Annotated in this window: 26 protein-coding genes; 23 read left to right on the top strand and 3 right to left on the bottom strand. The window is 36.3% G+C overall.

Features of this window, described 5'->3' with window-relative positions; genetic code table 11:
• The first annotated feature begins 8 nt into the window (after nt 1-8).
• Nucleotides 9-542 carry an NUDIX hydrolase gene (locus DWV85_RS03120; protein WP_004692995.1) on the top strand — a complete coding sequence of 178 codons (534 nt, stop codon included), beginning with the start codon at nt 9-11 and terminating at the stop codon, nt 540-542.
• Between the two features lie 130 nt (nt 543-672).
• Complete coding sequence (locus DWV85_RS03115; protein WP_004697085.1) at nt 673-1,845, top strand: phosphopentomutase; 1,173 nt, start codon at nt 673-675, stop codon at nt 1,843-1,845.
• A 295-nt stretch (nt 1,846-2,140) separates the two neighbouring features.
• Here the strand turns inward: DWV85_RS03115 and DWV85_RS03110 are convergent, their stop codons facing one another.
• Together DWV85_RS03110 and rpsT are read right to left on the bottom strand one after the other, a co-directional pair.
• Nucleotides 2,141-4,345 carry an RNA ligase gene (locus tag DWV85_RS03110; RefSeq protein WP_123137989.1) on the bottom strand — a complete coding sequence of 735 codons (2,205 nt, stop codon included), beginning with the start codon at nt 4,343-4,345 and terminating at the stop codon, nt 2,141-2,143.
• A gap of 142 nt (nt 4,346-4,487) precedes the next feature.
• Nucleotides 4,488-4,748: a 30S ribosomal protein S20 gene (gene rpsT / locus DWV85_RS03105; protein WP_004692998.1), complete on the bottom strand. Its 261-nt coding sequence runs from the start codon at nt 4,746-4,748 to the stop codon at nt 4,488-4,490.
• A gap of 267 nt (nt 4,749-5,015) precedes the next feature.
• Between rpsT and polA the strand changes: the two genes are divergently transcribed.
• The 16 genes from polA to DWV85_RS03025 all read left to right on the top strand — a co-directional run bounded on the left by polA (nt 5,016) and on the right by DWV85_RS03025 (nt 21,373).
• On the top strand, nt 5,016-7,637 hold the full coding sequence (polA, locus tag DWV85_RS03100) for a DNA polymerase I (protein ID WP_123137988.1): 2,622 nt from the start codon (nt 5,016-5,018) through the stop codon (nt 7,635-7,637).
• A 29-nt stretch (nt 7,638-7,666) separates the two neighbouring features.
• Nucleotides 7,667-8,269: a dephospho-CoA kinase gene (gene coaE / locus DWV85_RS03095; RefSeq protein WP_123137987.1), complete on the top strand. Its 603-nt coding sequence runs from the start codon at nt 7,667-7,669 to the stop codon at nt 8,267-8,269.
• A 161-nt stretch (nt 8,270-8,430) separates the two neighbouring features.
• The gene (locus tag DWV85_RS03090; RefSeq protein WP_123137986.1) at nt 8,431-8,985 is read left to right on the top strand and encodes a lytic transglycosylase domain-containing protein; all 555 of its coding nucleotides are present in this window, start codon (nt 8,431-8,433) and stop codon (nt 8,983-8,985) included.
• Complete coding sequence (locus tag DWV85_RS03085; RefSeq protein ID WP_123137985.1) at nt 8,969-9,664, top strand: hypothetical protein; 696 nt, start codon at nt 8,969-8,971, stop codon at nt 9,662-9,664. Before DWV85_RS03090 ends, DWV85_RS03085 begins: the two co-directional genes overlap by 17 nt.
• A 253-nt stretch (nt 9,665-9,917) precedes the next feature.
• Nucleotides 9,918-10,376, top strand: a complete 459-nt coding sequence (gene rimP / locus DWV85_RS03080; protein ID WP_004693003.1) for a ribosome maturation factor RimP — start codon at nt 9,918-9,920, stop codon at nt 10,374-10,376.
• A gap of 17 nt (nt 10,377-10,393) precedes the next feature.
• On the top strand, nt 10,394-11,470 hold the full coding sequence (nusA, locus tag DWV85_RS03075) for a transcription termination factor NusA (RefSeq protein WP_123137984.1): 1,077 nt from the start codon (nt 10,394-10,396) through the stop codon (nt 11,468-11,470).
• Nucleotides 11,471-11,472: 2 nt separating this feature from the next.
• Nucleotides 11,473-11,742, top strand: coding sequence for a YlxR family protein (locus DWV85_RS03070; RefSeq protein WP_021148062.1), 270 nt, complete (start codon nt 11,473-11,475; stop codon nt 11,740-11,742).
• Between the two features lie 12 nt (nt 11,743-11,754).
• On the top strand, nt 11,755-12,060 hold the full coding sequence (locus DWV85_RS03065; RefSeq protein WP_123137983.1) for a ribosomal L7Ae/L30e/S12e/Gadd45 family protein: 306 nt from the start codon (nt 11,755-11,757) through the stop codon (nt 12,058-12,060).
• 15 nt (nt 12,061-12,075) lie between these two features.
• Complete coding sequence (gene infB, locus DWV85_RS03060; protein ID WP_123137982.1) at nt 12,076-14,544, top strand: translation initiation factor IF-2; 2,469 nt, start codon at nt 12,076-12,078, stop codon at nt 14,542-14,544.
• A gap of 9 nt (nt 14,545-14,553) precedes the next feature.
• A complete protein-coding gene (gene rbfA / locus DWV85_RS03055; RefSeq protein WP_004693011.1) occupies nt 14,554-14,910 on the top strand; it encodes a 30S ribosome-binding factor RbfA in 357 nt (118 codons plus the stop codon).
• Between the two features lie 17 nt (nt 14,911-14,927).
• Nucleotides 14,928-15,869, top strand: a complete 942-nt coding sequence (locus DWV85_RS03050; protein ID WP_004693013.1) for a bifunctional oligoribonuclease/PAP phosphatase NrnA — start codon at nt 14,928-14,930, stop codon at nt 15,867-15,869.
• 2 nt (nt 15,870-15,871) lie between these two features.
• The gene (locus DWV85_RS03045; protein WP_004693015.1) at nt 15,872-16,813 is read left to right on the top strand and encodes a tRNA pseudouridine(55) synthase TruB; all 942 of its coding nucleotides are present in this window, start codon (nt 15,872-15,874) and stop codon (nt 16,811-16,813) included.
• Between the two features lie 2 nt (nt 16,814-16,815).
• The gene (locus DWV85_RS03040; RefSeq protein ID WP_123137981.1) at nt 16,816-17,748 is read left to right on the top strand and encodes a bifunctional riboflavin kinase/FAD synthetase; all 933 of its coding nucleotides are present in this window, start codon (nt 16,816-16,818) and stop codon (nt 17,746-17,748) included.
• Between the two features lie 12 nt (nt 17,749-17,760).
• Nucleotides 17,761-18,525, top strand: a complete 765-nt coding sequence (locus DWV85_RS03035) for a shikimate kinase (RefSeq protein ID WP_004693019.1) — start codon at nt 17,761-17,763, stop codon at nt 18,523-18,525.
• The gene (locus tag DWV85_RS03030) at nt 18,525-20,678 is read left to right on the top strand and encodes an ATP-dependent RecD-like DNA helicase (protein ID WP_004693020.1); all 2,154 of its coding nucleotides are present in this window, start codon (nt 18,525-18,527) and stop codon (nt 20,676-20,678) included. The genes DWV85_RS03035 and DWV85_RS03030 overlap by 1 nt, the downstream gene beginning before the upstream one ends.
• Nucleotides 20,678-21,373, top strand: a complete 696-nt coding sequence (locus DWV85_RS03025) for a double zinc ribbon domain-containing protein (protein ID WP_123137980.1) — start codon at nt 20,678-20,680, stop codon at nt 21,371-21,373. Before DWV85_RS03030 ends, DWV85_RS03025 begins: the two co-directional genes overlap by 1 nt.
• 41 nt (nt 21,374-21,414) lie before the next feature.
• On the opposite strand, the gene DWV85_RS03020 is transcribed toward DWV85_RS03025, so the two are convergent.
• Complete coding sequence (locus DWV85_RS03020) at nt 21,415-22,017, bottom strand: HD domain-containing phosphohydrolase (protein ID WP_004693025.1); 603 nt, start codon at nt 22,015-22,017, stop codon at nt 21,415-21,417.
• 903 nt (nt 22,018-22,920) lie between these two features.
• Between DWV85_RS03020 and DWV85_RS03015 the strand changes: the two genes are divergently transcribed.
• The 5 genes from DWV85_RS03015 (at nt 22,921) to raiA (ending at nt 26,601) form a co-directional block, all read left to right on the top strand.
• Nucleotides 22,921-23,727, top strand: a complete 807-nt coding sequence (locus DWV85_RS03015) for a basic amino acid ABC transporter substrate-binding protein (RefSeq protein ID WP_120054737.1) — start codon at nt 22,921-22,923, stop codon at nt 23,725-23,727.
• Nucleotides 23,728-23,738: 11 nt separating this feature from the next.
• Nucleotides 23,739-24,395, top strand: a complete 657-nt coding sequence (locus tag DWV85_RS03010) for an amino acid ABC transporter permease (RefSeq protein ID WP_004693053.1) — start codon at nt 23,739-23,741, stop codon at nt 24,393-24,395.
• On the top strand, nt 24,392-25,117 hold the full coding sequence (locus DWV85_RS03005; protein ID WP_012864269.1) for an amino acid ABC transporter ATP-binding protein: 726 nt from the start codon (nt 24,392-24,394) through the stop codon (nt 25,115-25,117). The genes DWV85_RS03010 and DWV85_RS03005 overlap by 4 nt, the downstream gene beginning before the upstream one ends.
• Nucleotides 25,118-25,633: 516 nt before the next feature.
• Entirely contained in the window at nt 25,634-25,831 is a 198-nt protein-coding gene (locus DWV85_RS03000; RefSeq protein WP_004693056.1) for a cold shock domain-containing protein, read from the top strand.
• Nucleotides 25,832-26,073: 242 nt separating this feature from the next.
• A complete protein-coding gene (gene raiA / locus DWV85_RS02995; protein ID WP_008600782.1) occupies nt 26,074-26,601 on the top strand; it encodes a ribosome-associated translation inhibitor RaiA in 528 nt (175 codons plus the stop codon).
• Nucleotides 26,602-26,799 lie beyond the last annotated feature (198 nt).

Raw genomic sequence — 26,799 nt, 5'->3', positions numbered from 1 at the left:
AGGTATATATGGCAATTAGTAAGGAAATTCAGAAATCCAGTGAAATGAAATTTAACGGTAAGTTGATTCAAGTTACCTATGATATAGCCGATGTGAACGGAAAGGATGCATGGCGTGAGGTTGTGCATCATCCGGGTGCTACAGCGATTGTGGCAGTAACAGAGGATAATAAGATTGTTATGGAACGTCAATTTAGATATGCTTTGCAACAGACGCTACTGGAGGTACCAGCAGGAAAATTAGATCCAAATGAAGAACCGATTGTTTGTGCTAAACGGGAGCTTGCTGAGGAAACCGGCTATCGTGCAGCTCAATGGATTTCGTTAGGTACAATTGCTACGAGTCCTGGTTTCTGCAATGAAGTATTACATTTATATCTTGCGAAGGACCTTACCATGGGGGAAACCAATTGGGATCCTGATGAATATGTGGAGCTAGAATACTACACATTGACAGAACTATTGGAAGCTATCAAGAATGAGGCTATTAAGGATAGCAAATCTTTGGCGGCCCTCATGCTTGCTATGCCATATCTTAAGTAATTTTTAGAAATATTATCTCTCAATATAATATGTATTTTATTAATTCATATTGATGATTTTAACTGTAATATGTTATAAAGTATTTTTACATTATATGAGTAACTAATCTCATATAGATTTAGGAGTACATATGTATAATCGAATTATTCTACTAGTAATGGATAGTGTCGGTGTAGGGCATGCAGCCGATGCGATTAAATTTGGCGATGAAGGTTCGAATACATTAGGACATATCGAAGCGGTAGCAGGACCTATTCGCTGTCCAAATTTAAAATCTCTAGGTTTAGCTAATATTGCTGATATATCAGCGTTTGATGAGCCTGTTATTGGCGCTTATGGTCGTATGGCTGAAACGAGTACTGGCAAAGATACGACAAGTGGTCATTGGGAGATGATGGGGCATCCTGTAACGGTGCCATTTCCGACATTTTATGATGGATTTCCGAAGGAACTGATGGATGCTTTCATAAAAGAAACGGGTTATGGATTTCTTGGTAATGAGGTAGCCTCTGGAACGGAAATTATTGAACGCCTCGGAGAAGAACATATAAGAACTGGTAAGCCAATCGTATATACATCGGCGGATTCGGTTTTTCAAATTGCAGCGCATGAGGATATCATTCCCTTAGAAGATTTGTATCGCATGTGTCAAATTACACGCGATAAAGTATGTGTCGGTGATTATTATGTGGGGCGTATTATAGCTCGACCTTTTGTTGGTACACCAGGTCATTTTGTACGCACCTCAAATCGTCATGATTACAGTCGTATGCCTGAAAAGAAAATGGTGCAACAAGAGTTACAAGACGCAAACATTCCAACAGTGGCAGTGGGCAAAATCGGCGATATTTATGCTCATGTTGGCTGGGATGCATCATATCCGACAAAGTCTAACGCGCATGGTATGAACGTAGTTCCTTATCTGTTGGGCCAAAGCTTTACACGGGGGTTCATGATGGTCAACCTTGTTGAATTTGATAGTCTGTACGGTCATCGGCGCAATGTAGAAGGGTATAAGCGTGCTATTGAAGACTTTGATTACCAATTAGGCGGTTTGTTGGACTTGCTTAAAGATGATGATTTACTTCTCATCACTGCAGATCATGGGAATGATCCGACTTGGAAAGGTACAGATCATACGAGAGAAATGGTGCCTTTGCTAGCTTATAGTCCAAGTATGAGTCATTCCGTAGCTTTGGGTGATAGACATAGTTTTGCGGATATAGGCGAAACAGTATTACAAAACTTTGGATTGAAACAATGGGGGATTGGTTCTTCATTTCTTAATTCTTTGAAAGTGTAGCTTTGTATAGAAACTATTTCTTATATATAATTGAATATAATCTTATAATACTGTTATCAAAAAATTGTATGGATAATTTGTTATAATTAAATTCATTTATTTTGTTCTTTTTCATACCTACTAAATCATATACCAATGGAATGTGTACTTTGGGCCATTTTTCCTTAAAAAAATACAGAAAAAATAGCTATTAGTTGATTATATATAATCAACTAATAGCTATTTTTAGTAGTAAGGGACTATTTGGTTATAGTCCCTTTTGCTTTTATCCTTAAAACAGGATGAGTTTATTTAACTATAACAAGCCTTGACTTTCCATCATATCTTTAATATCAAGTATGGTAGATTTACATACTACATCATAATCTAATGAACCAAGGAAGTTTGCAAATTTAGTGTCATCTTCATTTTTACAGTTTTCATATGGAATTTTACCAAATTTTTGATACGGTTCTAGAATGCGATTTCGTCTGTGCTTCCACGTATTATAATAAGGACCTTTGAATTTAGTCATAAAACCATTGCTATCGACTAATACAAAGCCTTCAGATTTATGGAATGAATTTAGCTCCTCATTTATGATGGCTTGAAGCTCATCCATGGTAGAAACTTGTTGAACTGTTTTAACAATGGAAATCAAGTCAGTGTCATATTTTTGTAAAATCGTATAAAGTTCAGCTAATTTTTCTCTAGAGAATGGGACATCTATATGCTTACCATTTACGTCTAGAGTATTTTGAATCATATCAAGTACATAGAGATGGTCTTGGTCGTATTTAATGATATGAGTATCCTCTTGGCTGATGACCTCAAATATCATAGAGCAGTTATTACGTGCTAATAAATCTTTGATTTCTACTTGTAAGCCTTCAGGTAATCTATGGAAGAGGTTTTTAAATAAATCCACATGTATACCCTCTGTTGTAGATTTAGAGGCAAATACTAATTCTTTGTTGATAACGCCAAGAATGGCAAGGTAACCATTTTCTTTAGTTCTAATTTCAACTGGGAAGGAGAGAATATTAGCTAGATTATCTAACTCTGTTTCTGGGCGCTCACCAAGATTAAAGAATTTATTATAACTACGTAATTTCACATCTCCTGTAATTCGATCCACAAATAATCCACGAGCTTGTACTGTACTTTCATTCCATAATCGTTTATGAAATACACGAGAGGTAAAGTTCAAGGAATATAGGTTAGGGAAACATTGTTTTACTTTTACTAATTTTGAATTGCCAATAATATTAATATCTTCATTTTGTGTGAAGATGACATGTTGTGTCATATTTTGGAATTCATGGCGCATATAATCTTTATCATATACATCGTTTTTAATTCCATTTTTTGTGAAAGTATTAGCTATGATATCAATGTATTTTAGTTCTCCACCAAACTCAACTTCTCCTTCCAAACAGAAGGAGTACTTTCCATCTGGAACGCCACGATGACCGTGAATTTGAATGAAGTCCTGACACATGTTTTGCTCGTAATTAGTATCGTAGATATTAGCGATATTTGTTTCGTAAGCGCCAAACCCATTAATAAAGGTTGAGGTAGCTATGAAGGTCATATTAGGCACATAGGAGATACCACCATGGGAAACTAAATATTTTTTGCTATGAAAGCTAAAAGGATAACATTGACGAAGTGATTTATAAAAGAGTCGCAGTTCTCGTTGAAGTGATTCCACTTCTTTTTTCGTCATATCCTTTACGATAGGTGCTACCACATCTTTCATAAAGCGTTTAGAACGATCTAAATTTGTATGAAATGCAAAGTTTGCAATATGTCGCTCGTGATTGCCTTCTAACATAATTGTATTAGGGAATGTGCTGAGACGCATCATTTCGTACATCATTTCTTTGTTTTCAATACCGCGTTCTAAATAGTCACCGCAGAAGATGTATAATGTTTTTTCATCCCATGGTGTAATAGCTTGTTGTAATGCGGTGTAGCAACCGTGAATATCACCGATAACACGCACTCGATCATATCTATTTGTTAGATTAACCGTGAAGTAATTGTTGATTTCATCAATAGAGTTAATTTTTTTACAAAACTTTGGTAATGTACTTGTTTTAATCATTTTGTACATATAATGAATGACTTGCTCTGGCACGCGTTTGTAATCGGCGCGAGCCGCATTACGGGCCAAGCAATCCTCTAAGGATGTATCTGGTTCATAGTAATATACAGTATATTTATATTTGTTAAGCAATTCTTTGTAAGCATTAACAGCTTTAGATGTAGTGTGGGTAGCATCTAAGACGACAAAGTCGCCATTGATCATTCGTTTTTCTAAACAATCTAGTAGGAGCTTCCATGCTGGACCATTATCCTCTTGTGAAATATACCAGCCATTCTCACCAAGGGAAGGGCTACGTAAAAGCATACGGAAATGATCGGCTTCAAGGGTGTAAGCCTCAAGATTGTTATCACGAATCCACTGAGACTTACCACTAGCAGGAGCACCACGCATTAATAATAGTGTTCTCATAGTAATAGTCCTCTAATCTGCCCATAGGGCGTAATAATATATCTGTATAACAAACGAAAAATATTTTATGATTAAATAGAAAAGGCCATAAAAAAAACAGTCTCAACGGATTCCCGAGAGACTGTCTTGCTTGCTTTTAAAATTATAAAGCGTTTACTTTAGCTGCAAGGTTAGATTTTTTGCGAGCTGCAGTGTTTTTATGAAGTACACCTTTGGAGGCTGCTTTATCAATTACGCTAGTAGCATGAACAAGTGCTTGTTTTGCTTCTTCTACTGCGCCTGCTTGAACAGCTTCAACGGTTTTACGAGCTGCTGTACGAATTTGAGATTTTACAGCGGCATTTTTCGCACGACGTTCAGCATCCGTTTTTACGCTTCTAATACTGGATTTAATGTTTGGCAATTGAGTCACCTCCTTAAAAATCGTTTCTTATACCTGAATGATTATATCATACCAAATATTGATACGCAAGGACTTTTCAGCCCAATATTTTCCTTAATGACATGATTTATAAAACATATTCTACTGTTTATTTATGAAAGCATATATGTGGTTTTTAAAATTAAATTAATCATTCATTTTATAGTGTAACAATATATTAATTTTTATTTATGAAAGTTAAAAGGGTCCTTATGTTATAATGAAGAATAGAATTAAGTGAGGTGTCTTATGAAAAAATTAATGATTATAGATGGCAGCAGTTTGTTATTTCGCGCATTTTTTGCATTACCACCGTTGAAATCCGCTTTAGGAACACCAACGAATGCAGTATATGGCTTCTTAACGATGCTCATTAAATTGTATGAAGAAATTAATCCTGACTATATTGCCGTAGCTTTTGATAAAGGTCGTCAAACATTCCGTACTGAAATGTATAGTGAATATAAAGGAAATCGTCCAGATGCACCTGAGGATTTGCGTCCACAATTTACTTTAATTCAAGATGTATTAAAAGCATTGGGCATTTGTGTCATCGAAGAAGAAGGCTTTGAAGGGGATGATATTCTTGGATCTTTAAGTAAAAAGTTTGGAGCCCCTGATATGGCTGTTCAAATTATTACAGGTGACCGCGATAATTTACAGCTTGTAACAGAACATAGCCATGTGTTCTTAACTAAAAAAGGTATTTCTGACATGTTAGAAGTTACTCTAGATAATATGGAGGAACTTTATGGTTATGGTCCTGATAAGGTTATCGAAATGAAGGCGCTTATGGGTGACTCTTCCGATAATATTCCAGGTGTACCAGGCGTAGGTGAGAAAACAGCGCTTAAATTAATTACCGAATATGGCAATCTTGAATCTGTATACGAACATATTGAAGATATTTCTGGTAAGAAATTAAAAGAGCGCCTCGTAGAGAATAAAGAGTTAGCCTTTTTATCTCGTGAGTTGGCAACAATAAAAACAGATATGGAGTTATCTTATAAAGTAGAAGATTTTGTACAAAACTTCCATACCTCTGAAGTACAGCCTTTATTTGAAACTTTAGGCTTCACTAAATTAACACCTCGCATTGTTCAAGTAATGGGGGGCGATGAAGCAGCTTTTGGAGATCCAGGCTCATTATTTGCACCACAAGAGGAGATTTCCTTAGATGATTTAGCAGATGCTAAAGTATTAACAGCCGACTTCTATAAAGATAAGACGGTAGCAGTACATGTTATATTAGATGGAAAAACACCATTTAGAACGGTAACGAATACGTATCTATCTAATGGTGATACTATTGTAAAAACAGACGATACTAAAGCTGTTTTAGCTGTTTTACAAGGTGCTAAAGTCATCGTTACAACTCAGACCAAGGAGATTATCGAAGCCTTTGGTGCAGATGTGCCAGCTGAGATCTCTTTATTTAATGCTGATAAAACTGCTCGTGTTCACGATATGTCTCTCATTGCGTATTTATTAGATCCTACACGTACTAATTATGGATATCTTTATCTAACTGAGCGCTTCTCCGTACCTAGCATTGCTAGCGGTAGTGTAGATGTAGAATGCGTATCCATGGTGAAAGCATTACTCGCCATGAACGAAGCAGCTTGTGAATCTGCTCGTCGTGAAGAGTTATGGTCTTTATATGAAACGATTGAGTTGCCTTTGATTCATACTTTAGTAGTGATGGAAAAGAATGGTATCTATATCGATACAGAGAAGTTGGCGGAAACAACAACTCGTTTTAAAGAGGAACTAGCCGAAGTACAACAAGAGATTTATGAATTAGCTGGAGAAAATTTCAATATCAATTCACCTAAACAATTGGGTGTAATCTTGTTTGAAAAGATGAACTTGCCAATCATCAAGAAAACTAAGACCGGCTATTCTACAGATGCGGAAGTACTGGATATGCTTCGTCACGAAAGTCCGATTGTTGAAAAAATCTTGGCATACCGTTCTGTTGCTAAATTAGTATCTACCTATTGCGAAGGTTTGGCAGTTCTTATCAATGATAAGACTCGTCGTATTCATACGACTTTCAATCAAATGGTTACGGCTACAGGTCGACTTAGCTCATCTGATCCGAACTTGCAAAATATTCCTGTTCGTACCGAAAAAGGCCGTGAAATTCGCGCTTTATTTTACCCAGGTGCTGGATATGATACATTGGTGAGTGCCGATTACTCCCAAATTGAGTTGCGCATTTTAGCCCATTTATCTGGCGATGAAGCATTGATTAAAGCCTTTGTAGAAGGCAAGGATATTCACCGTTTTACTGCTGCAGAGGTGCTTGGTAAAGCTCAAGATGATGTAACTAGCGAAGAACGTTCTCATGCGAAAGCGATTAACTTCGGTATTATTTACGGTATTTCTGACTTTGGTTTATCTCGTGATCTTGGTATTACACGGGGTGAAGCTAAAAACTATATTGAACTTTATTTTAGTCGTTATCCTAAGGTTAAAGAGTATATGGATCGAATGGTTCAAGAGGCTCATGAAACAGGGAAGGTTCGCACTATGTTCGGTCGTCAACGCGAGTTACCTGATATTAATAGTCGTAACTTTAACCGTCGTTCTTTTGCTGAACGGACCGCAATGAATACGCCAATTCAAGGTACTGCCGCAGATATTATTAAGTTAGCCATGAACCAAGTGGAGAAAAAATTAGAAGAACAAAACTTTAAGTCTCGACTTTTATTACAAGTACATGACGAACTAGTGCTTGAAGTGGTGAACTCTGAATTAGAAGCTATAGAAGAATTATTACGTAGTACAATGCAATCTGTTGTAGAGCTACAAGTACCTCTTATTGTAGACGTACATCATGCAGAAAACTGGGCATTAGTAAAGTAATATATATTTATAATTAATAGAAGGTATATATGTTTAAAATTGGCTTAACTGGTGGCATTGCATCTGGCAAAAGTACAGTTCTTACATATTTTAAGGATAAAGGTATACCATATATCGATGCTGATATTGTGGCTCGTGAAGTCGTAGAGCCTGGTACAAAAGGGCTAGAAGCAATTGTAGCTGCATTTGGAACCGATGTATTGCACGGTGATAGGACATTAAACCGAGAAGTATTAGGGGCTATTATCTTTCACAATGAAAAAAAACGCCAACAACTGAATGGTTGTTTAAAAGAGCATATTCAAAATCGAATCATGGAGCTCACAGCTCATTATGAGGCACTACATACACCAGTTTTACTATATGATATCCCTTTACTCATCGAGGGAGAATGGTATACCATGATGGACGAGGTGTGGCTCGTATATGTGAATGAGTCGACTCAAATTGAGCGCTTAATGAGCCGCAATGGATTGACTGAGGAGGAGGCATTGGCTCGTATTAATAGTCAAATGTGTCTTGAGGATAAACGGTCTTACGCGGATGTAATCATTGACAATAATGGTACACCTCTGGATTTAAAGGAACAATTAGATATCATTTGGAATGAGCGTATCGAATCAGTTTTATAAGAACCTCAATGATAGTCATTTTATGTGTCAAAATTGGTATATAAAAATTACTATTAAATGGTATAATAAGCCCATAAAACTTCGCATAATATTAACCTAGTATTTTATTATATTTTATATCTTGGTAATTATTTATAGTTTCTATATAGAAAGGGAGATATATGAAACGTGCAACGGCAACGGCATTATCTTGTTTCGTACTAGGATGGTTTTATTTTACATATCTAGATGACCATTTGGCGCGTCAGATTGCGTATCCCTTTAACTATAAAGAGGAAGTTATAGCCGCAGCTGAGAAAGAGCAGGTACCTCCATCTTTGGTAGCTAGTGTTATCTTAGCAGAAAGCAAGTATAAAAACACAGCGGAGTCTGAAACAGGGGCTCTTGGATTGATGCAACTCATGCCTGATACGGCACGGTGGGTGGCACAGCAAGTGGGGCATGGTAACTATACAGATCGTCAACTAAAAGAGCCTACTATAAATATTGAGTTAGGTACATGGTATTTAGGTCACTTGTTAAAGGAATTTAATGGTGATCAGGTGTTAGCATTAGCTGCTTACAATGCTGGTCGTGGTCATGTGGAATCGTGGCTTCGTGAAAATAACTGGAATGGAATGGTCGATACGATTCCGTTTCCTGAGACCCGTAGCTATGTAAAGGCGGTCTTACAGTATCAAGAAAGATATGAGGCGTTATATGGAAACAATTATTGAAACTTGTAAAGCCTTAGACTATTCTTGGTTACCTCAAACTGTTGACGGCTTTACGTTAGTTACATCTACTGAAAGTGACTATATAATATTAGCTAATCGTATTAGTGCTGGTGAAGACGTATTAAAGGTACCTATTTTCCACTATCAAAATGAATTGGGGTGGCGTTGGTCTGCCTTATATGATAAAGAGGTAGAGGACTATACAGTACATATAGAAATGCCACTATTTTCGTTTGTAGACATTTCTTTTGTGCGAGCCGATTTAGCGTCTTTTTGGAGTGGGCTACAAGAACGATGTGTAAAAGGGTTAACCAATATGTTAATAGAACCTGCTAATAATTTTACTTTTACTTATCGTCGCCGAGGGATTCCTGAATGGGACTTTTCACAAGTTATGCCTGATGAGTTAGAAGGCTTTGTACGCGATATTGATCCAGCCCATGCGATTCGCATGATTAATGGGTCTTTTATCATCGGCGAATACCGCAAGATGGATGAATGTACAGGCTTACTATTGTATTATAATGAATTGCGTGATGAATACTTTGCGGAACTTCGCTATAAAAGCTATCCAGAAATCGATCATCATTTAGATGCAAAAAATCTAGATGATTTAGCAGTGTTATTGCGTGAGCATTTAGGTGCTATATTAAAAGGCTTGAATGATCGCATTGATTAATTAGGATGGACTTAACTATGTTATTTTAGCTATTTTATGTTTTTATAGAATGGCTTATGGGGTCGTTTTTCTGCCCATCAGAAAGCGTAGAATTTGTATATACACAGCAAATGTGATATACTATATATGACTTTTATATAATCTTTTAAAAGAGTGGGCTTATGTCCACTCTTTCATTTATGATTAGCTCAATTTTAGAGTATTTAGAATCAAGAGATATATACAAGATGTAGTAAGTAAGGAGGCGATGGCTATGAAAAGAGAAGCAGTGGAGGAGTTTGTATCCTCTGTAGTTGAAGGTATTATAGCCGGCACCGATATGGAACTCGTCGATGTAGACTATGTACGTGAACGGGATTGGTATTTACGTGTCTACCTTGATAAACCAGGTGGTGTAGATTTGGATGACTGTCAGTTGGTGAGCGAAAAATTAAGTGCTGTCCTCGACGAAAAGGATCCAATTACGGAAAATTATTTATTGGAGGTATCTTCTCCTGGCCTTGATCGAGTTCTAAAGAAAGATAAGGATTTAGTTCGGTATAATGGCCGTGATGTAGATATTCAGTTGTTTAAGCCTGTTAATGGCAGTAAACAATTTACTGGTGCATTACAAGGTTTTACGGACACATCTATCGACTTTACTATTAATGGTGAAAGCATAACATTTGAACGTTCTGCTATTGCACAAATTCGATTACATCTTGATTTTTAATATATGGAGGCATACGAGTGAGTCAAGAATTAATTCAAGCGGTAATGGTGCTTACAAAACAAAAAGGTTTTGCTCCTGAGGTTATTTTTGAATCCTTAGAGGCTGCATTACTGCAAGCATATCGCAAAGAACCAACATCTAATCCAGATGCGTACGTTGTGATTGACCGCGAAACAGGTGTTTATAAAGTAATGGCCAAAAAACAAGTTGTGGAAACTGTTGAATTGCCTGAAACAGAAATTAGCTTGTTGGATGCTCGCAAAAAAGATAAGCGTTTTGAGATTGGTGATGTAGTAGAAGTCGATGTAACTCCTGCTAACTTTGGTCGTAGTGCTGCCCATACTGCAAAACAAATGCTTATTCAACGTTTGAAAGAGGCTGAGCGCAGTGTAGTATATGAGGAATACTACAGTCGTGAAGGTGATATCATCACTGGTGTTATTACACGTGTCGAAGGTAAAAATGTGTTTATCGACCTTGGTAAAACAGAAGCAATTTTACCTCCAACAGAGCAAATTGCTACTGAAACATACCGTGAAGGGGATCGTATTAAATGCTATATCGTAGAGGTTAAGAAAACTACGAAAGGCCCTCAAATTATGATTTCTCGTACACATCCAGGTCTATTAAAACGTCTATTTGAATTAGAGGTTCCAGAAATCTTTGAAGGCGTAGTAGAGCTTAAGTCTGTAGCTCGTGAGCCGGGGATGCGTTCTAAAATCGCTGTATATAGTCGTGATGAAAATATTGATCCTGTAGGTGCTTGCGTAGGTCCTAAAGGGCAACGTGTACAACATATTGTTGATGAATTACACGATGAAAAAATAGACATTGTAAAATGGGATGAAGATCCAGCAATTTACATTGCTAACTCCTTAAGCCCTGCGAAGGTTGTATCGGTAGATGTAAGCGAAGAAGAAAAATCTTCATATGTAGTAGTACCTGATTACCAATTATCTTTAGCTATTGGTAAGGCTGGTCAAAATGCTCGTTTGGCGGCTAAGTTGACTAACTGGAAAATCGATATTAAAAGTGAAACTCAAGCTGCTGAAGAACCTTTTACAGGTTTCGGCAATGCTGAGGATGGTGAATAGTCATGAAACCAAAATCCCAACCTATGCGTACTTGCGTAGGATGTGGTGAACCTAAGGCAAAACGAGAATTGATTCGCTTAGCCTTGAGTCCTGACGGCAATATCACTATTGATCGCAGCGGTAAAGCACCAGGACGTGGAGCTTATTTATGTGAATCCATGTCATGTTTTGAGCAGGCCTATAAGGCAAAACGATTAGAACGGTCCTTAAAGCATAGCGTATCTAAAGAGATATATGAAGCGTTACAACGTGATTTACAAGAGAATGAGTAATCACTGATATACATGAATGAAGATAAAATTTTAAATCTCTTAGGCTTAGCGCAACGAGCAGGAAAAGTTATTTCTGGTGATTTTATGGTAGAAAAAGCTATAAAGAGAAAGGAACCGAAATTAGTACTTCTCGCTAGTGATTGTGCAACCAATAATGAAAAGAAATATACTCAATTAGCAGAAACCCATCACATTCCACTTCACAGTATTGCCGATAAAGAGGCTTTAGGCACGGCCATTGGTAAGGAAGTTCGGGTAGTAGTCGCCGTACTAGATGATGGATTTGCAAAGGCATTACTTAAAGAGATTGATCGATAATAAGGGGGTATGTAGATGTCCAAAAAACGCGTTCATGAAATCGCCAAAGAGTTCGGCGTTGAAAGTAAGCAGGTCATTTCTATCTTGCAACAACATAATATTAATGTTACTAAAGCAGTTAATTCTGTAGATGATTCAGGTTATGAAATTGTAAAAAAACAATTAGGTAAAAAATCTGAAGCTCCTAAAGTAGCACAAAAAAAAGAAAAAAAGGTAGAATTGAAATCTGCTCCAACTGCAGCTCATAAACAAGAAGCTGCATCACATAAACAACAGCATTCAAATCGTTCTAACGAACAGAAAAAAGATAAACACAAACAAGCTGGTCAAAAACAAGACGATCAATCTAAACAAAAGGACCATAAAAAAGGCAATGTCCGTCATGTACAAATCTCTGAGCCTACACGCAAATCCGATGGTAAGCAACATGGTGGAGACCGTGCTAACAATCGCCCTAATAATACCCGCAATAATGATAACCGTAATAACGGTCGTTCTAATGATGTGCGTAACAATGACAGTCGAAACAACGATAATCGTAATAGCGACAACCGCAATAACGATAATCGCAATTCTAATAATGATCGCCGTAACAAGAAAAATAAAAAAGGTGGTAATAACCGCCCCCAATCCTTGTTATCTACATCTATGCAAAAAAAGAAAAATCGCGTAAAACATCGTAACGAGCAGTACCTACAACAAAAAGCAGAAGCTGAACGTAAAGCTGAAGCAGCAATTGCTACAGAAATTGAATTGAGCGGGCCTCTAACTGTTAAAGACTTAGCTGAAAAAATGGGTCGCGAAGTATCTGAAATCATCAAAAAATTGATGCTTTTAGGTGTTATGGCTAGCATTAACCAAGAGGTTGATGTAGATACAGCTACTATCGTGGCTGAAGAGTTCGGTGTAACTGTAACTGAAGTAGAACCTGAAGAAGACCCTACAGATGTTATTGAAATTGAAGATGCACCAGAAACATTAAAACTACGACCTCCTGTAGTAACTATCATGGGTCACGTTGACCATGGTAAAACATCCTTGTTGGACGTAATTCGTCAAACTAATGTAACAGCTGGCGAAGCTGGTGGTATCACTCAACATATTGGTGCGTACCAAGTTCGCTACAAGGATAATAAAATCACATTCCTTGATACACCAGGTCATGAAGCATTTACTGCTATGCGTCTACGCGGTGCGAAATCTACGGATATTGCAGTTCTTGTAGTCGCTGCCGACGACGGTGTAATGCCGCAAACTATCGAGGCTATTAATCATGCGAAGTCTGCAGATGTACCTATTATTGTAGCCATCAACAAAATGGATAAACCAGGTGCTAACCCAGACCATGTTAAACAACAATTGTCTGAACATGGCCTTTTACCAGAAGAATGGGGCGGCGATGTAATCATGGTTCCAGTATCTGCTAAACAAAAACAAGGTATTGATGACTTACTTGAAAATATCTTGCTCGTAGCAGAAGTTATGGAATTGAAAGCGAACCCTAACCGTAAGGCATATGGCGTAGTTATCGAGGCTCAACTTGATAAAGGTCGTGGTGCTGTATGTACTGTCTTGGTACAAAAAGGTTCTCTTCGTGTAGGTGATACAGTACTTGCTGGTACTGCATACGGTAAAGTACGTGCCATGACAAATGAGCGCGGTGAAAAAGTAAAAGTTGCTCGTCCATCTATGCCGGTAGAAATTTTGGGCTTCTCCGAAGTTCCACAAGCCGGTGAAATTATAAATGGTATGGATGACAACGAAGCACGTGCAATTGCTGAAAAACGTATTGCTAAGCAACGGGTTCAAGAATTGCAAGCTACACATAAAGTTACATTAGATGATATTTTCAACCAAATTCAACAAGGCGAGTTGAAGGATCTTAATATTATCATCAAAGCCGATGTTCAAGGTTCTGTAGAAGCATTGCGTCAATCTTTAGAAGGCATCAAAAACCCTGAGGTTCGTATTGTTATTGTTCATGCTGCAGTAGGTGCCATTAATGAATCGGATATCATGTTGGCATCTGCATCTAATGCGATTGTAATGGGCTTCAACGTACGCCCTGATGCTAATGTTCGACGTGCAGCGGAACAAGAAAAGGTTGACTTGCGTACATATCGTGTAATTTATGATGCTATCAATGACGTTGAATCTGCTATGCGCGGTATGTTGGCGCCTCAATTTAAAGAGGTTGTCGTAGGTCGTGCAGAAGTGCGTCAGGTTATTTCCACACCAAAGGCTATTGTAGCTGGCTCTTATGTAACAGAAGGTCGTATTACTAACGACTCTGAAGTTCGTTTAATTCGTGACGGCATCGTTGTATTTGAAGGTAAGGTTGATTCTTTACGTCGATTTAAAGATGAAGTTAAGGAAGTTAAAACATCCTTTGAATGTGGTATCTCCTTAGAAGGATACCGCGACATCAAGGAAGGCGACGTTATTGAAGCTTACTTGATGGAAGAAATTGCACCTCAATTATAGGAGGTTTATATGAGTGATGTTCGTGTCAGAAAATTACAAGAATTTATCAAACAAGAGGTAAGTCAAATGTTGATGCGCGGATTGAAAGATCCGCGTATCGGCTTCACTACTATTACCGATGTTCATGTAACAGGTGATTTACGTGAAGCTACGATTTATGTCTCCTTGTTTGGTTCCGATAAGGAAAAAGAAGATACCCTTATCGCATTAAAGCATGCAGCAGGTCATATTCGTACAGAGCTTGGTAAAGTACTTAAATTACGCCATATTCCTTCCATCACCTTTGATAAGGATACGTCTTTAGACTATAGCATGCATATTGAATCCCTTTTGAATGAAATCAAAAAGGATGAAGAAATAAATTAACAAAAAGGATACAGAACATGAGTAAGATTACTATTAATCAATTACATATGGCTCTGTGTGAAGCTAATTCTATTATGCTAACCGTCCATATTAGACCTGATGGTGATGCTATTGGGTCCATGGTAGCCTTTTACGAAGCCCTTGTAGGACAAGGTAAAACTGTATATATGGTAGTGGATGATGTAGTTCCTGAGAAGTACACATTCTTACGATATACGGACCACATTCATGATGTAGCGTATTTTGAAACTAATCCAGTTGATATTGATATGCTTATGGTTTTGGATGCTAGCACGTATGAGCGAATTGGCAAAGTAGGTGCACTTTGGAGTGCACCTATTTTTAATATAGATCACCATATTTCTAATACAGAATTCGCGGACCATCTATATTTAAAGCCTGACTTTGCTGCTACTGGTGAAATTGTTACCGACTTATGTACAAAATGGAATTGGCCTATCACTGAATCTATGGGTACTGCATTATATATGGCGATTGCTACAGATTGTGGTTTCTTTAAATTTAGCAATACTACAGCAAATACTCTTGAGATGGCTGCCAAATGTGTAGCTGCAGGGGCTAGACCAAATGTTATTTCTGAAACCATAGAAGCCGTATCTGCCAGTCGTTTAGAATTAACAAAACAAGTTATGCAAACTATCGAGTTTTACAAGAATGATACGATTGCTACCATCGAGTTGAATCGTGAGGCTATGACTATTCTTGGCGATGATACAGATGGTTTTGTAGATATTATTAGAAATGTTGATACTGTAGACGTGGCAATTTTATTAAAAGCAGAAGCTGATGATATAACACGTGTAAGTTTACGTTCCAAAGGTATTGATGTGAACGTTGTAGCAAGCCATTTTGGTGGTGGTGGTCATATTCGTGCTGCAGGTTGCACTATTAATCTACCATTAGAAGAGGCAAAACAAGCTCTCATTGAGGTAATTTAATAATGGATGGGATATTACCATTTTTAAAACCACCTGGCATTACAAGCCATGATGCCGTTGCTATTTGTCGTCGTATTCTAAAGGAAAAGCGCATTGGTCATAGCGGTACATTGGATCCTATGGCTTATGGTGTATTGCCTGTGTTTCTTGGTAAGGCTACGCGCCTTATAGAATACACGGATGAATTTGATAAAACCTATGTAGCAGAATGTAAATTGGGTACTTTTACAGATACTGAAGATAGCTCAGGACAACCTGTATTGCCAGATAATGATATGCTATTGCGAGATGGTATTGTATTGAATCGAGCTATTCAATCTACAGAAATCTCGACAACGATGGTTAAACCAGGCTTTGAAGAATTGGTTAGTATTTTGAGAAAATTTGCTGGCGTTCAGGACCAAAGGCCGTCTAAGTATTCTGCCATTAAAGTAAATGGTATTCGAGCTTATGAATATGCTCGTAAAGGTATTCCTGTAGAGCTACCATTACGTCAAATTCATATTAAAAATATTGAGCTCATTGCTTATGGATTCCCTTTTTTCACGGTTCGTGTGACATGCTCAGGGGGGACTTATATTCGCTCGTTATTACGCGATATTTGTATTGCTTTAGGTATTCCTGGCGCTATGACTTCTTTGGCACGTACTCAAGTAGGCCCTTTTGATATCGGCTCTGCTAAGATGGCCGAAGAATTGATGCTACATGGTGAAAGTCTGTTGTTGCCAACAGATACGGCTGTTTCTCATCTTTCAAAAGTAACTGTAAATAGTGTACAATTAAGAATGATGATAGAAGGCAAGCAGTTACCGATTGGTAAAGAATTTGCTTTCACAGAAATAGGTCAGCTCTATAGAGCTTATGGACCGAATGGTTTTATTGGTATTATGAAACGAAACAACCACACATTAAAAGTGGAAAAAAATATTTTTATTGAAGGATAAGTATGAAGCAACTACATTCGTTTGATGAACTACGTCAAATCAAAGATACAAAAGTATATGCCCTTGGTACCTTTGATGGCATTCATCGAGGTCATCAACGAGTTATACATAAGGCTGTTGAAGAGGCTATATCAGTCGATGGGGTTAGTATCATCATTACCTTCGAGCATCATCCATTGACTATATTACATCCAGAACGAGTACCTAAACGAGTGATTCAAGAAGAGATTATGGATACTGTGCTAGAAGAACTCAAAGTTGACTATATTTTGCGGTTACCTATGACTGAAGCATTATTAAAAATGACTGCAGATGAATTCTTACATGAACTCTGCAATGATATGAATGTGGAAGCTATTGTAATCGGTGAGAACTTTACATTTGGTGCAAAGGGGCTTGGTAATCCAGAATATATGAAACAAGTGGTAGCGGATAAGAATATACGAGTTCTTGTACAGCCTTTATTACCTTGTGATGGTAGTAGTACACCTATTTCTAGTACAGAAATTAGAAAAGCTATTCATGAAGGGCATTTGGAGGATGCAAATCATTGGCTAGGTAGGCCATTTCAGTTTAAAGGAACTGTGATTAAAGGTGATCAACGGGGACGCACATTAGGATTTCCTACATTAAATCTATTACTTCCTAATGAAATGGCTACACCTCCAGACGGAGTCTATGCTAATCGTGTATGTATTGATGGTATTTGGTATGATGGGGTAGGCAATATTGGAGATAATCCAACCTTTAGAAATCAGTACCATAGATGTGAAGTACACGTTTTTAACTTTGACCAAGATATATATGGAAAAGAAGTAATTGTACAGTTCATTTCTTATATTAGAGGGGAAGTTAAATTTAATAATTTACAAGATCTTATCAATCAAATGAAGGTAGATGAAGAACAGGCTCTAGCTATTTTGGCTAATGCATAAAAGGGGGTTCTCATGGATATTAAAGAAGCTCGAAAACAGATAGATAGTATTGATTCTGTATTAGTTACGGAGTTTGAGAAGCGACTCACACTGATTAAAGAAATTGGTAAATATAAGGATGAACATCACTTACCACTTATTGATGAAGAACGGGATGAAAGTATCATTGCTTTACATACTCAAAATTGTAAAGATAAAGTTTTAGCACCTTATGTTGAAAATTATATAAAAACCGTCGTTTCTATGAGTAATGAGTTCTTAAAAGAGCATATGCATAAGCATATTTTTCTCATTGGTATGCCTGGCGCAGGTAAGACTACTGTTGGTAAGGTTCTAGCAAAAGAGTTAGGCCGCGACTTTTTCGATTTAGATCAAACGATTCAAGATAAGGTAGGTAAATCCGTTCAAAATATTTATATTTACGATGGTAAAGATGCTTTCAGTGAATATGAATATAGTACAATCAAAGAATTAATTCACAATAAACCATCTGTCATTGCTACAGGTGGCGGCACTGTTACTTATGATAAAACTGTTAAATTGATGCGCAATAATGGTCTTGTTGTATTTGTTAACCGCGATGTAAATCATATTTTAGATGATTTGGATCTAGAGATTCGTCCGCTTGTAAAAGAAAGTATCGAATATATTTTTAATGTATATGAAGAACGTTATCCTTTATATGAAGAAGTAGCACATATTAAAATTGGTAACGAAGGCAGTATTACCGATGCAGTGCAAGAAATTATTGAAGCTTTGCCGAATACGGAGAAATAATGGACGCCATACGAGGATTTGTATACCGAACTATATATGAGAATACACAACGTACATATTGCGTGTTTATCCTAAAAGATTATAATGAGGAATACATTACTTGTACTGGCAAATTTGAGTCTCCTAAAGAAGGGGAAGACATCGAAGTACGGGGCCGCTATGTAGAACATGAAAAGTACGGCCGCCAATTTGATGCGAGCAGTGTTGAAAAGTTAAAACCTGATAATATGGGTGCTGCCAAGACTTATTTGTTGAACCTAGGCATAAAAGGTTTTGGTGAAAAATCCGTAGAGAAGGTACTAGAATATTTCGGTATTCGTATTTTAGAAATTTTACGGGAAGAACGTCCAGAAGAGATTAAAGATGTTCCAGGTCTCCGAAAGAGTGTTAAGGATGAGCTATTCAATACCTTACTTGGCGAAGGTATTTTATCCGATTTAAATCATTTTTTTGAAAGTCATCACATTTCATCGAAATGGAGTCGTATTGTATATACCTATTATGGTGTGCAGTCCGTCGCAGTTATAGAGGATAATCCTTATACATTATTACGTGTAGCACCGGATATGCTCTTTGGTACGGCCGATACACTAGCAGAGCATCTTGGTATTAATGGTAGTGATACACGCCGTTTAGAGGCTGGTTTAGAATGGATTCTACGTAGTCTAGATAATCAAGGTCATACATGTTTACCAGTAGACCAACTTATCGGTCGACTTGACGATTTATTACAAACTGATGTAGATGATATTGCGAACTTTATTGAAAGCCTGCTGGAACAAGGTGCACTGTATAGTACGTATTATGAAGATATCTTATATATCTATCCGCCAGAGATGTATGTTTCTGAAGTGGAAGGTGTCCACTATACTCGTGAGTTTCTATTAGAAGCTGATCCAATAGCATTAGATATTTCTAGTTTTATTGAAAAGTTTGAACGAGACAACTACATTATCTTTGGTGATGCTCAAAAAGAAGCTATACAGCTCTCATTTTTTGAAAAGTTTTCTCTTATAACTGGTGGTCCTGGTACAGGTAAAACAACTATCATCAAGGCACTAGTAAAAGGTTTCCAACTCGGTGGATTGGGGCGCATTATACTTTGTGCTCCTACGGGACGTGCTGCAAAGCGTCTGACCGAGGCCACTGAGTTTGAAGCTACTACAATTCATCGTCTATTGGTACCTGTTCAAGGTAGTGACTCCTATGACTTTACAAAGAATGAAGATGATCCTCTAGATATAGATGTCATTATCATCGATGAAGCATCTATGCTTAATGTGCGTTTATTCTATTCTTTGATGGCTGCTATTCCAAAGGAAGCCCATGTCATTATTGTGGGTGACGTAGATCAATTACCACCTATAGGTGCTGGGTTCGTATTAAAAGATTTATTAGATAGTGATTGTGTGCCCTATACACGACTTAATCAGATTTATCGTCAAAGCTCTGGTAATACTATCGTTGAAAGTGCTTACGCAATTAACCGTGGTGAAATGCCTAACCTGGAAGGTGTGAGCGAAGAGTTTTCTTTTATTCCTGTTAAATCTTATGACATGATGATGAAAGCCATCATTGATGTATATAAACGTGAACAAGAGACGATAGAGGATGAATTAGATATTCAAATTATTTCTCCTATGCGCCGTGGTGAAGCAGGTAGTACATTGATATCACAATATGTACAACAAGCCGTAAACCCTCCAGATAGCTATAAGGGAGAAGTTCGTGTCAATGGCATTACGTATCGCGTTGGGGATAAGGTTATTCAAATTCTCAATGATTATGAGTTAGAAGTGTTTAATGGCGAAATTGGCGTTATCTATGCTATTACGCGGACCGATATTTGTATCCGATTTATCCATAAAGAGGTTCGTCTACCTATCGATGAAGCACATATGATTATGCCTGCTTATGCTATTACGGTCCATAAGAGTCAAGGTAGTGAGTATGGTGTAGTTATTATTCCATTTGTTCCACGTTATGGTGGTATGTTACAACGTAATTTGTTGTATACTGCTGTTACACGGGCAAAGCGTAAAGTAATCATCGTTGGTACTACGAGCGCAGTTGAACGTGCTGTGCGTACTGTTAATGCCGATGAACGTTACACATTGTTTAAAGAACGACTACAAGGGAGATGTGATTCGTAATGAGTCTTTGGGATTTCCTATTTCCACCTGTATGCCCTCACTGTGGTGCACCTGTGGCAACACAAGGGGATTGGTGTAAAGCTTGTTTTACAGATTTATTACATATTCGTCATGTACCACATAAATTTTTACACTATGTAGATGATGTATGTGTGTTGGCCGAATATCGTGGTGGTCTAAAGTCTATGATTTACGATGTAAAATTTAATGAAAAAAAGGAGCAGTCCAAAGGGGCCGCTCCTTTTTTAGTATCGTACAACTTTTACATGAAATATAATGAGTCTAATATTGTGAATAGTAATTGTAAAATTATGTATGATTATATTGTTCCTGTACCGTCTAGCGAAAAGAAAAAAGCTAAGAGAGGATATAATCAAGTAGATTTATTCTTTTTTGAATGGGCTCATTCTTTATGGGAAATAGATAGAAAAAACTTTAAATGGTTAGATTGTATATACAAGTTTAATACTTCTCGAGATATGTGGGGATTAACAAATAAAGAAAGACATCAAAATATTGATGATGCCTTTGTTATATGTGCTGATTATAAGGATATTGATTTTACCAATAAGAATATATTAATTGTTGATGATATATATACTACAGGTGCCACAATTGAAGCTGTAGCAAAAGTCTTACAAAAGCATAAAGCGCTACGTGTTGATGCCCTTACGCTGGCTAGTGGTAGTTTCTAATCTTTATTACTAAATGTAGGAATATAATATTTGATTTCATATTAGCCAAGTACATCAATAAATGCTTTGACAACATCTGGATCAAAAAGGGAACCAGACGCACTAAAGAGTTCTTCTTTTGCTTTAGCTTTTGTTTTCGCCCAAAATTCAGTAGAAGGATTAACTGTTGTATCATAGTAATCTGCTACAGCAATAATTCGAGCTCCCAATGGAATATTCGCACCACGTAAATGTTTAGGATAACCAGAGCCATCCCATTTTTCATGATGGTAACGAATATAAGGCAAAATTTGTTGGCAGCAAGGATAGTTTTCAATCATATTGGCACCACTTGCAGCATGTTGTTTATACTTAGACATTTCTTGCTTATTAAGATATGGAGATTTTTGGATTAAGGCATTAGGAACCATTAATAGACCCACGTCATGAAGTAAAGCTGCGTGACGAATCTGTTCAATTTCATTTAATGGTAAACCCATTTTAGCTGCGATGCTAACAGCATAGTTTGAAACCTGAATAGAATGTGTATAGAGATGATAGCTTTTCATTTGTATCATCTGTAAAAGTTGTGCGCTTATGGCTTCTAAACTGTCTTTCTCCAGTTCATACAAACCTGATGGTTGCATCAATGATAACATAAACATAATAAACCCCTCTAACTAACAAACTGAACATATGGTACAACCCCTCGTACTTATGTTCATATCGTACAACTTTAGGCCGTTCTAATTTAACAGTATACAAATTATACACCATAAATAATTTTTTGTGTATGATACGTATGTTCTTACAAATATGTTGTATTCATATTTGGCATACAAAAACTAATTGACAATTTAAGAATCCACTAGATATGGTACTTAAAAAATGTGATTTTAGAAATATTAAAATATTATGAAGAATATTTTAGGTTTTCTATTCCAATTTTCTATACATCAACAAATAGGGGTTGCAAAATTTATTCTCATTGTTCTAAGAATTATGCGATAATATGTTTGGTAAAAAATTATGTTTGGCTACTTAACTATATAATCAAAAATTTTTTAAAATAATAGTAAAACTAGACATGAATACTGTTATTCTTTATAATACGTCTATACGGGTCTGTGGTTGAAAGTCGAGGCTAGTCGCAGGCAAAACGATCCACATAAGCAGCCCAAAGGGTTGTGAGCATGGTGCGGCTTAGGTGTAAGTCCTGCCGATAAAATCGAGAGAGGTAGTAGTGGGGAGTCTTGGACTTATGAGCGAACCTTCCAGCAGGCGAGTGTGGGGGCAAAGACCAGGTCAGCCGTATAGGGGCACATGAGGCTTTTCTCATGTGCTTTTTTTATACAGTTGTATATTATAAAATCTATAGAAAACCACTAACTATGGGAAAGTTTTTATACATAACCGTAATATTTATACAAACAATGTATAAAATTAAAATATAAATATAGCGATTTTGCGATTGTATCTAAAATTATATACAAAATTATTGACATAATTATACTAAATCTATATACTATTATAAAGTAGTAGTAAGTTAAAATAATGAGGTTGATAATATGTTAAATAGCAAAGTAAAAAAAATAATTCTTGGCGGTTGTATGTTAGTGATGGCGGCTTCTTTAGTTGGTGGATGTGGTTCCTCTAATCAACCTACATCTAATAAACTTGTCGTTGGCACTAATGCTACATTTGTTCCATTTGAGTTTAAAGATGAAAAAACTCAAGATTATACAGGTTTTGATATTGAATTGATTCGTGCGATCGGTAAGCGTATTAATAAAGATGTGGAGCTAAAAAATGTAGCTTTTGATGCTTTGATTCCAGCTTTGAACACACATGATATTGATGTTGCTGCATCTGGTATGACTATTACAAAAGCGAGAAGTGAAAAAGTATTATTTTCTTCTCCTTATTATGAAAATGCCTTAGCAGTAGTATATAAAGATGGAACGGCTGTGAATTCTCTTGATGACTTAAAGGGTAAAAAAATTGCAGCCCAATTAGGTACTACTGGTGCAGATTTAGCTCATAAAATTGAAGGTACTACTGTAAAAGAATTTGACCATAGTAATGAAGCTTTGTTAGAATTACAAAATAGTGGAGTAGATGCAACTGTAATCGATTTACCTGTAGCTCAATATTACAGTACTAAGCATCCTGACCAACATATTAAATTTATGGCATATCCAAATACTAAAGAATATTTGGGCTTAGCAATTAATAAGGATAACAAAGCATTGCAAGAAGAAATCAATAAAGCAATTGCTGATATGAAGGCTGATGGTGAATTTAATACATTATATAAAAAATGGTTTAATGTAGATGCACCTGCTGATATGCCAGTAGTTTTAGAATTTAAATAATAGGAGAGATTATGAGTTTTAATTGGGGGTTAATTGCGGATAATTTACCGCTCTTGCTACAAGGTGCTCTAGTGACTGTAGAAATTACAGCCATGTCTGTAGGTTGTGGCTTTTTTATCGGTCTTTTAGTATCTTTAGCAAATTTATCTAAATTTAGATTAGTTAGATTGCTTGCAAAATGTTATGTAGATATCATTCGTGGTACACCATTACTGGTGCAAATTTTCCTAATCTATTTTGCTTTGCCTATGATTACAGGTCAACGGATTGATCCATATATTGCGGCTGTTACCGCATGTAGTATTAACTCTGGTGCTTATGTATCTGAAATTTTCCGTGCTGGTATTCAATCTATTGATAAAGGTCAAATGGAGGCCGGTCGTTCTCTTGGTTTAACTTGGGGACAAACCATGCGTTACATCATTATGCCTCAAGCTTTTAAAGCAATTATTCCTCCGTTAGGGAACGAATTTATTGCCATGTTGAAAGATTCCTCTTTAGTTTCTGTTATCGGTTTCGAGGAGTTGACACGTCGTGGTCAATTAATCATTGCTAAAACCTATGCATCCTTTGAAATCTGGGGTACGGTTGCTGTGATTTACCTTATTATGACAGTGACTATCTCACAATTAGTTGGATATCTTGAAAGGAAATATAGCATTAAATGATTAAATTAGAAAATGTACATAAATCTTTTGGTAAAAATGAAGTACTAAAAGGTATTAATTTACATATTGAACAAGGTCAAGTAGTTGTAATCATCGGTCCTTCTGGTTCTGGTAAAAGTACGGTACTGCGCACTATGAACTACTTGGAGGAACCTACATCTGGTAAGGTTATCGTAGATGGTATGGATCTTTCTGATAAGAAAAAGTTAAATGACGTTCGTGCTGAAGTAGGAATGGTATTCCAAAACTTTAATTTGTTCCCGCATATGACGGTTATGGAAAACCTTACCTTAGCTCAAACTAAGGTTCGTAAAACATCTATGGAAGAGGCTAAGAAGATAGGTCAAGCTTTACTTGATCGAGTAGGCTTGGCGGATAAAGCCAATGCATACCCTGATTCTTTGTCAGGCGGTCAAAAGCAGCGTGTTGCTATTGCTCGCGCTTTAGCTATGAAACCAAAAGTAATGCTTTTTGATGAACCTACTTCAGCTCTTGATCCTGAAATGGTTAGTGAAGTGCTAGATGTTATGAAGTCTTTAGCTGAGGAAGGTATGACGATGGTCATCGTTACTCATGAAATGGGCTTTGCGAAAAAGGTAGCGGATAGAGTGTTATTTGTTGATGGTGGCTTGATTTTAGAAGATAATACACCTGAACGCGTATTTGATGCACCTACCAATGAAAGAACAAAATCATTCTTAGATAAAATTTTGTTAGATTAAATAATATAATTATAGGAAGCAAATTCTAGAATTAGAAATTGCTTCCTGTTTTTTTACATTAAATTTAACCTATCTATTTATATTAATTTTTATTATATATGTATAGCTTAATATCTATTAATATATTTGATAACTTTTAGACTGAATTTATTAATTATAAAGAGTTTGTATAAAGCTTTACAGGGTAGATTAATCTGAAAAACACGATTATTGCTATAAATATTTGTGATATAATAATAATTTATACAGTCATTTTTAAAAATAATAATTTTTAATTCACATATTTTTATGATTATAAAAATATATAATTAATTTATAGGGCGTATATAATTATTTATAACATGTATAGATATAGGGATTGTTGAGATTTATAGCAAATGATATTCTTATTTCTAGTGTTTGTATATTCATTAAAAATGTAAATATTGTTGTTTGATATTTTATACATGCTGTGTTATGATACACATATAGAGCAAGACAGCAAGACAATATATATATTTTTAGGAGGATGTTACCATGTTAGGTAAAGTAAAATGGTTCAGCGCAGAAAAAGGTTATGGTTTTATTGAACGTGAAGACGGTAGCGATGTATTTGTACACTACTCTGCAATCCAAGACGAAGGTTTCAAATCTTTGACTGAAGGTCAAAATGTAGAATTTGAGATTGTTGATGGAAACCGTGGACCTCAAGCCGCTAACGTTGTTAAAGCGTAACTACATACCAAAAAAATTATAAAAACAATATATAATTGGACCCCGATAGTATATACTATCGGGGTTTTTGGATTTTCTATATACATTTTATACATAATTCTACAAAAAATATAAAATTTTTACATAAAAAAGAAGGAGTTTTACAGTTGGATGTAGAAATACTAAATATAACACGAGAGATAAGGTTATATAATACCACACACTCGCATCTCGTGGATGATTTTTAGAAAGGGTGTTGACTTATGAAAGTAGCAATTAGAGGAAAAAACATTGAAGTGACAGATGCCTTAAGAGCATATATCGAAAAAAGATTGAGTAAATTGACTCGTTACTTCGATGATGAGTTAAATGCACAAGCGGTTTTATCCGTTGTAAAAGATAAATCTACAATTGAACTTACATGCTTTGTTGATAAAATCGTTCTTCGTGGTGTGGAAACCAACGATGATATGTACGCAGCTATTGATTTAGTAGTGGATAAAATTGTTCGCCAAATCCATAAGTATAAAACTCGTTTGGCTAAACGTTTCAAAAAACAAGAAGCTTTCCATCCTGAAGCTTTGGCAACTCCTGTGGAAGAAGAAACTATTGAAGTTGTAAAACGCAAACATTTTGTTGTGCGTCCTATGGATGTTGAGGAAGCGATTTTACAAATGAATCTTATTGGTCATGATTTCTTTATGTTCTTCAATGCTGAAACTGAATCGATGAACGTTGTATATCGTAGACATGATGGTTTCTATGGTTTGATCGAGCCAGAACTTCAATAATATATAATGTCGGCTGAACTTAATCCTAACTCCTTTCTACTTTAAATCAGCCGATTATTATATTAAGGTGGATGACTTAAAATAGTCATCCACCTTTTTTGCCAAAATAATATTATAAATAATCTTGAAATGCCTTGAATTCTTTGACTATTCAAGGCTTTTTCGTTATAATAAGTTAGATAAAATAATGTAAGATGT

Source organism: Veillonella sp. AF13-2, assembly GCF_003603295.1.
GTDB classification, from domain to species: Bacteria; Bacillota; Negativicutes; order Veillonellales; family Veillonellaceae; genus Veillonella; species Veillonella parvula_E.
Note: the sequence above shows the minus strand (reverse complement) of the source record. Positions and strands in the feature narration are given on the sequence as shown.

Bases quoted from the DNA above. Each gene is read 5' to 3' on its own strand.
- DWV85_RS03120 (WP_004692995.1), top strand. From the start codon at position 9: ATGGCAATTAGTAAGGAAATTCAGAAATCCAGTGAAATGAAATTTAAC.
- DWV85_RS03115 (WP_004697085.1), top strand. From the start codon at position 673: ATGTATAATCGAATTATTCTACTAGTAATGGATAGTGTCGGTGTAGGG.
- DWV85_RS03110 (WP_123137989.1), bottom strand. From the start codon at position 4,345: ATGAGAACACTATTATTAATGCGTGGTGCTCCTGCTAGTGGTAAGTCT.
- polA (WP_123137988.1), top strand. From the start codon at position 5,016: ATGAAAAAATTAATGATTATAGATGGCAGCAGTTTGTTATTTCGCGCA.
- coaE (WP_123137987.1), top strand. From the start codon at position 7,667: ATGTTTAAAATTGGCTTAACTGGTGGCATTGCATCTGGCAAAAGTACA.
- DWV85_RS03090 (WP_123137986.1), top strand. From the start codon at position 8,431: ATGAAACGTGCAACGGCAACGGCATTATCTTGTTTCGTACTAGGATGG.
- DWV85_RS03085 (WP_123137985.1), top strand. From the start codon at position 8,969: ATGGAAACAATTATTGAAACTTGTAAAGCCTTAGACTATTCTTGGTTA.
- rimP (WP_004693003.1), top strand. From the start codon at position 9,918: ATGAAAAGAGAAGCAGTGGAGGAGTTTGTATCCTCTGTAGTTGAAGGT.
- DWV85_RS03070 (WP_021148062.1), top strand. From the start codon at position 11,473: ATGAAACCAAAATCCCAACCTATGCGTACTTGCGTAGGATGTGGTGAA.
- DWV85_RS03065 (WP_123137983.1), top strand. From the start codon at position 11,755: ATGAATGAAGATAAAATTTTAAATCTCTTAGGCTTAGCGCAACGAGCA.
- infB (WP_123137982.1), top strand. From the start codon at position 12,076: ATGTCCAAAAAACGCGTTCATGAAATCGCCAAAGAGTTCGGCGTTGAA.
- rbfA (WP_004693011.1), top strand. From the start codon at position 14,554: ATGAGTGATGTTCGTGTCAGAAAATTACAAGAATTTATCAAACAAGAG.
- DWV85_RS03050 (WP_004693013.1), top strand. From the start codon at position 14,928: ATGAGTAAGATTACTATTAATCAATTACATATGGCTCTGTGTGAAGCT.
- DWV85_RS03045 (WP_004693015.1), top strand. From the start codon at position 15,872: ATGGATGGGATATTACCATTTTTAAAACCACCTGGCATTACAAGCCAT.
- DWV85_RS03040 (WP_123137981.1), top strand. From the start codon at position 16,816: ATGAAGCAACTACATTCGTTTGATGAACTACGTCAAATCAAAGATACA.
- DWV85_RS03035 (WP_004693019.1), top strand. From the start codon at position 17,761: ATGGATATTAAAGAAGCTCGAAAACAGATAGATAGTATTGATTCTGTA.
- DWV85_RS03030 (WP_004693020.1), top strand. From the start codon at position 18,525: ATGGACGCCATACGAGGATTTGTATACCGAACTATATATGAGAATACA.
- DWV85_RS03025 (WP_123137980.1), top strand. From the start codon at position 20,678: ATGAGTCTTTGGGATTTCCTATTTCCACCTGTATGCCCTCACTGTGGT.
- DWV85_RS03020 (WP_004693025.1), bottom strand. From the start codon at position 22,017: ATGTTTATGTTATCATTGATGCAACCATCAGGTTTGTATGAACTGGAG.
- DWV85_RS03015 (WP_120054737.1), top strand. From the start codon at position 22,921: ATGTTAAATAGCAAAGTAAAAAAAATAATTCTTGGCGGTTGTATGTTA.
- DWV85_RS03010 (WP_004693053.1), top strand. From the start codon at position 23,739: ATGAGTTTTAATTGGGGGTTAATTGCGGATAATTTACCGCTCTTGCTA.
- DWV85_RS03005 (WP_012864269.1), top strand. From the start codon at position 24,392: ATGATTAAATTAGAAAATGTACATAAATCTTTTGGTAAAAATGAAGTA.
- DWV85_RS03000 (WP_004693056.1), top strand. From the start codon at position 25,634: ATGTTAGGTAAAGTAAAATGGTTCAGCGCAGAAAAAGGTTATGGTTTT.
- raiA (WP_008600782.1), top strand. From the start codon at position 26,074: ATGAAAGTAGCAATTAGAGGAAAAAACATTGAAGTGACAGATGCCTTA.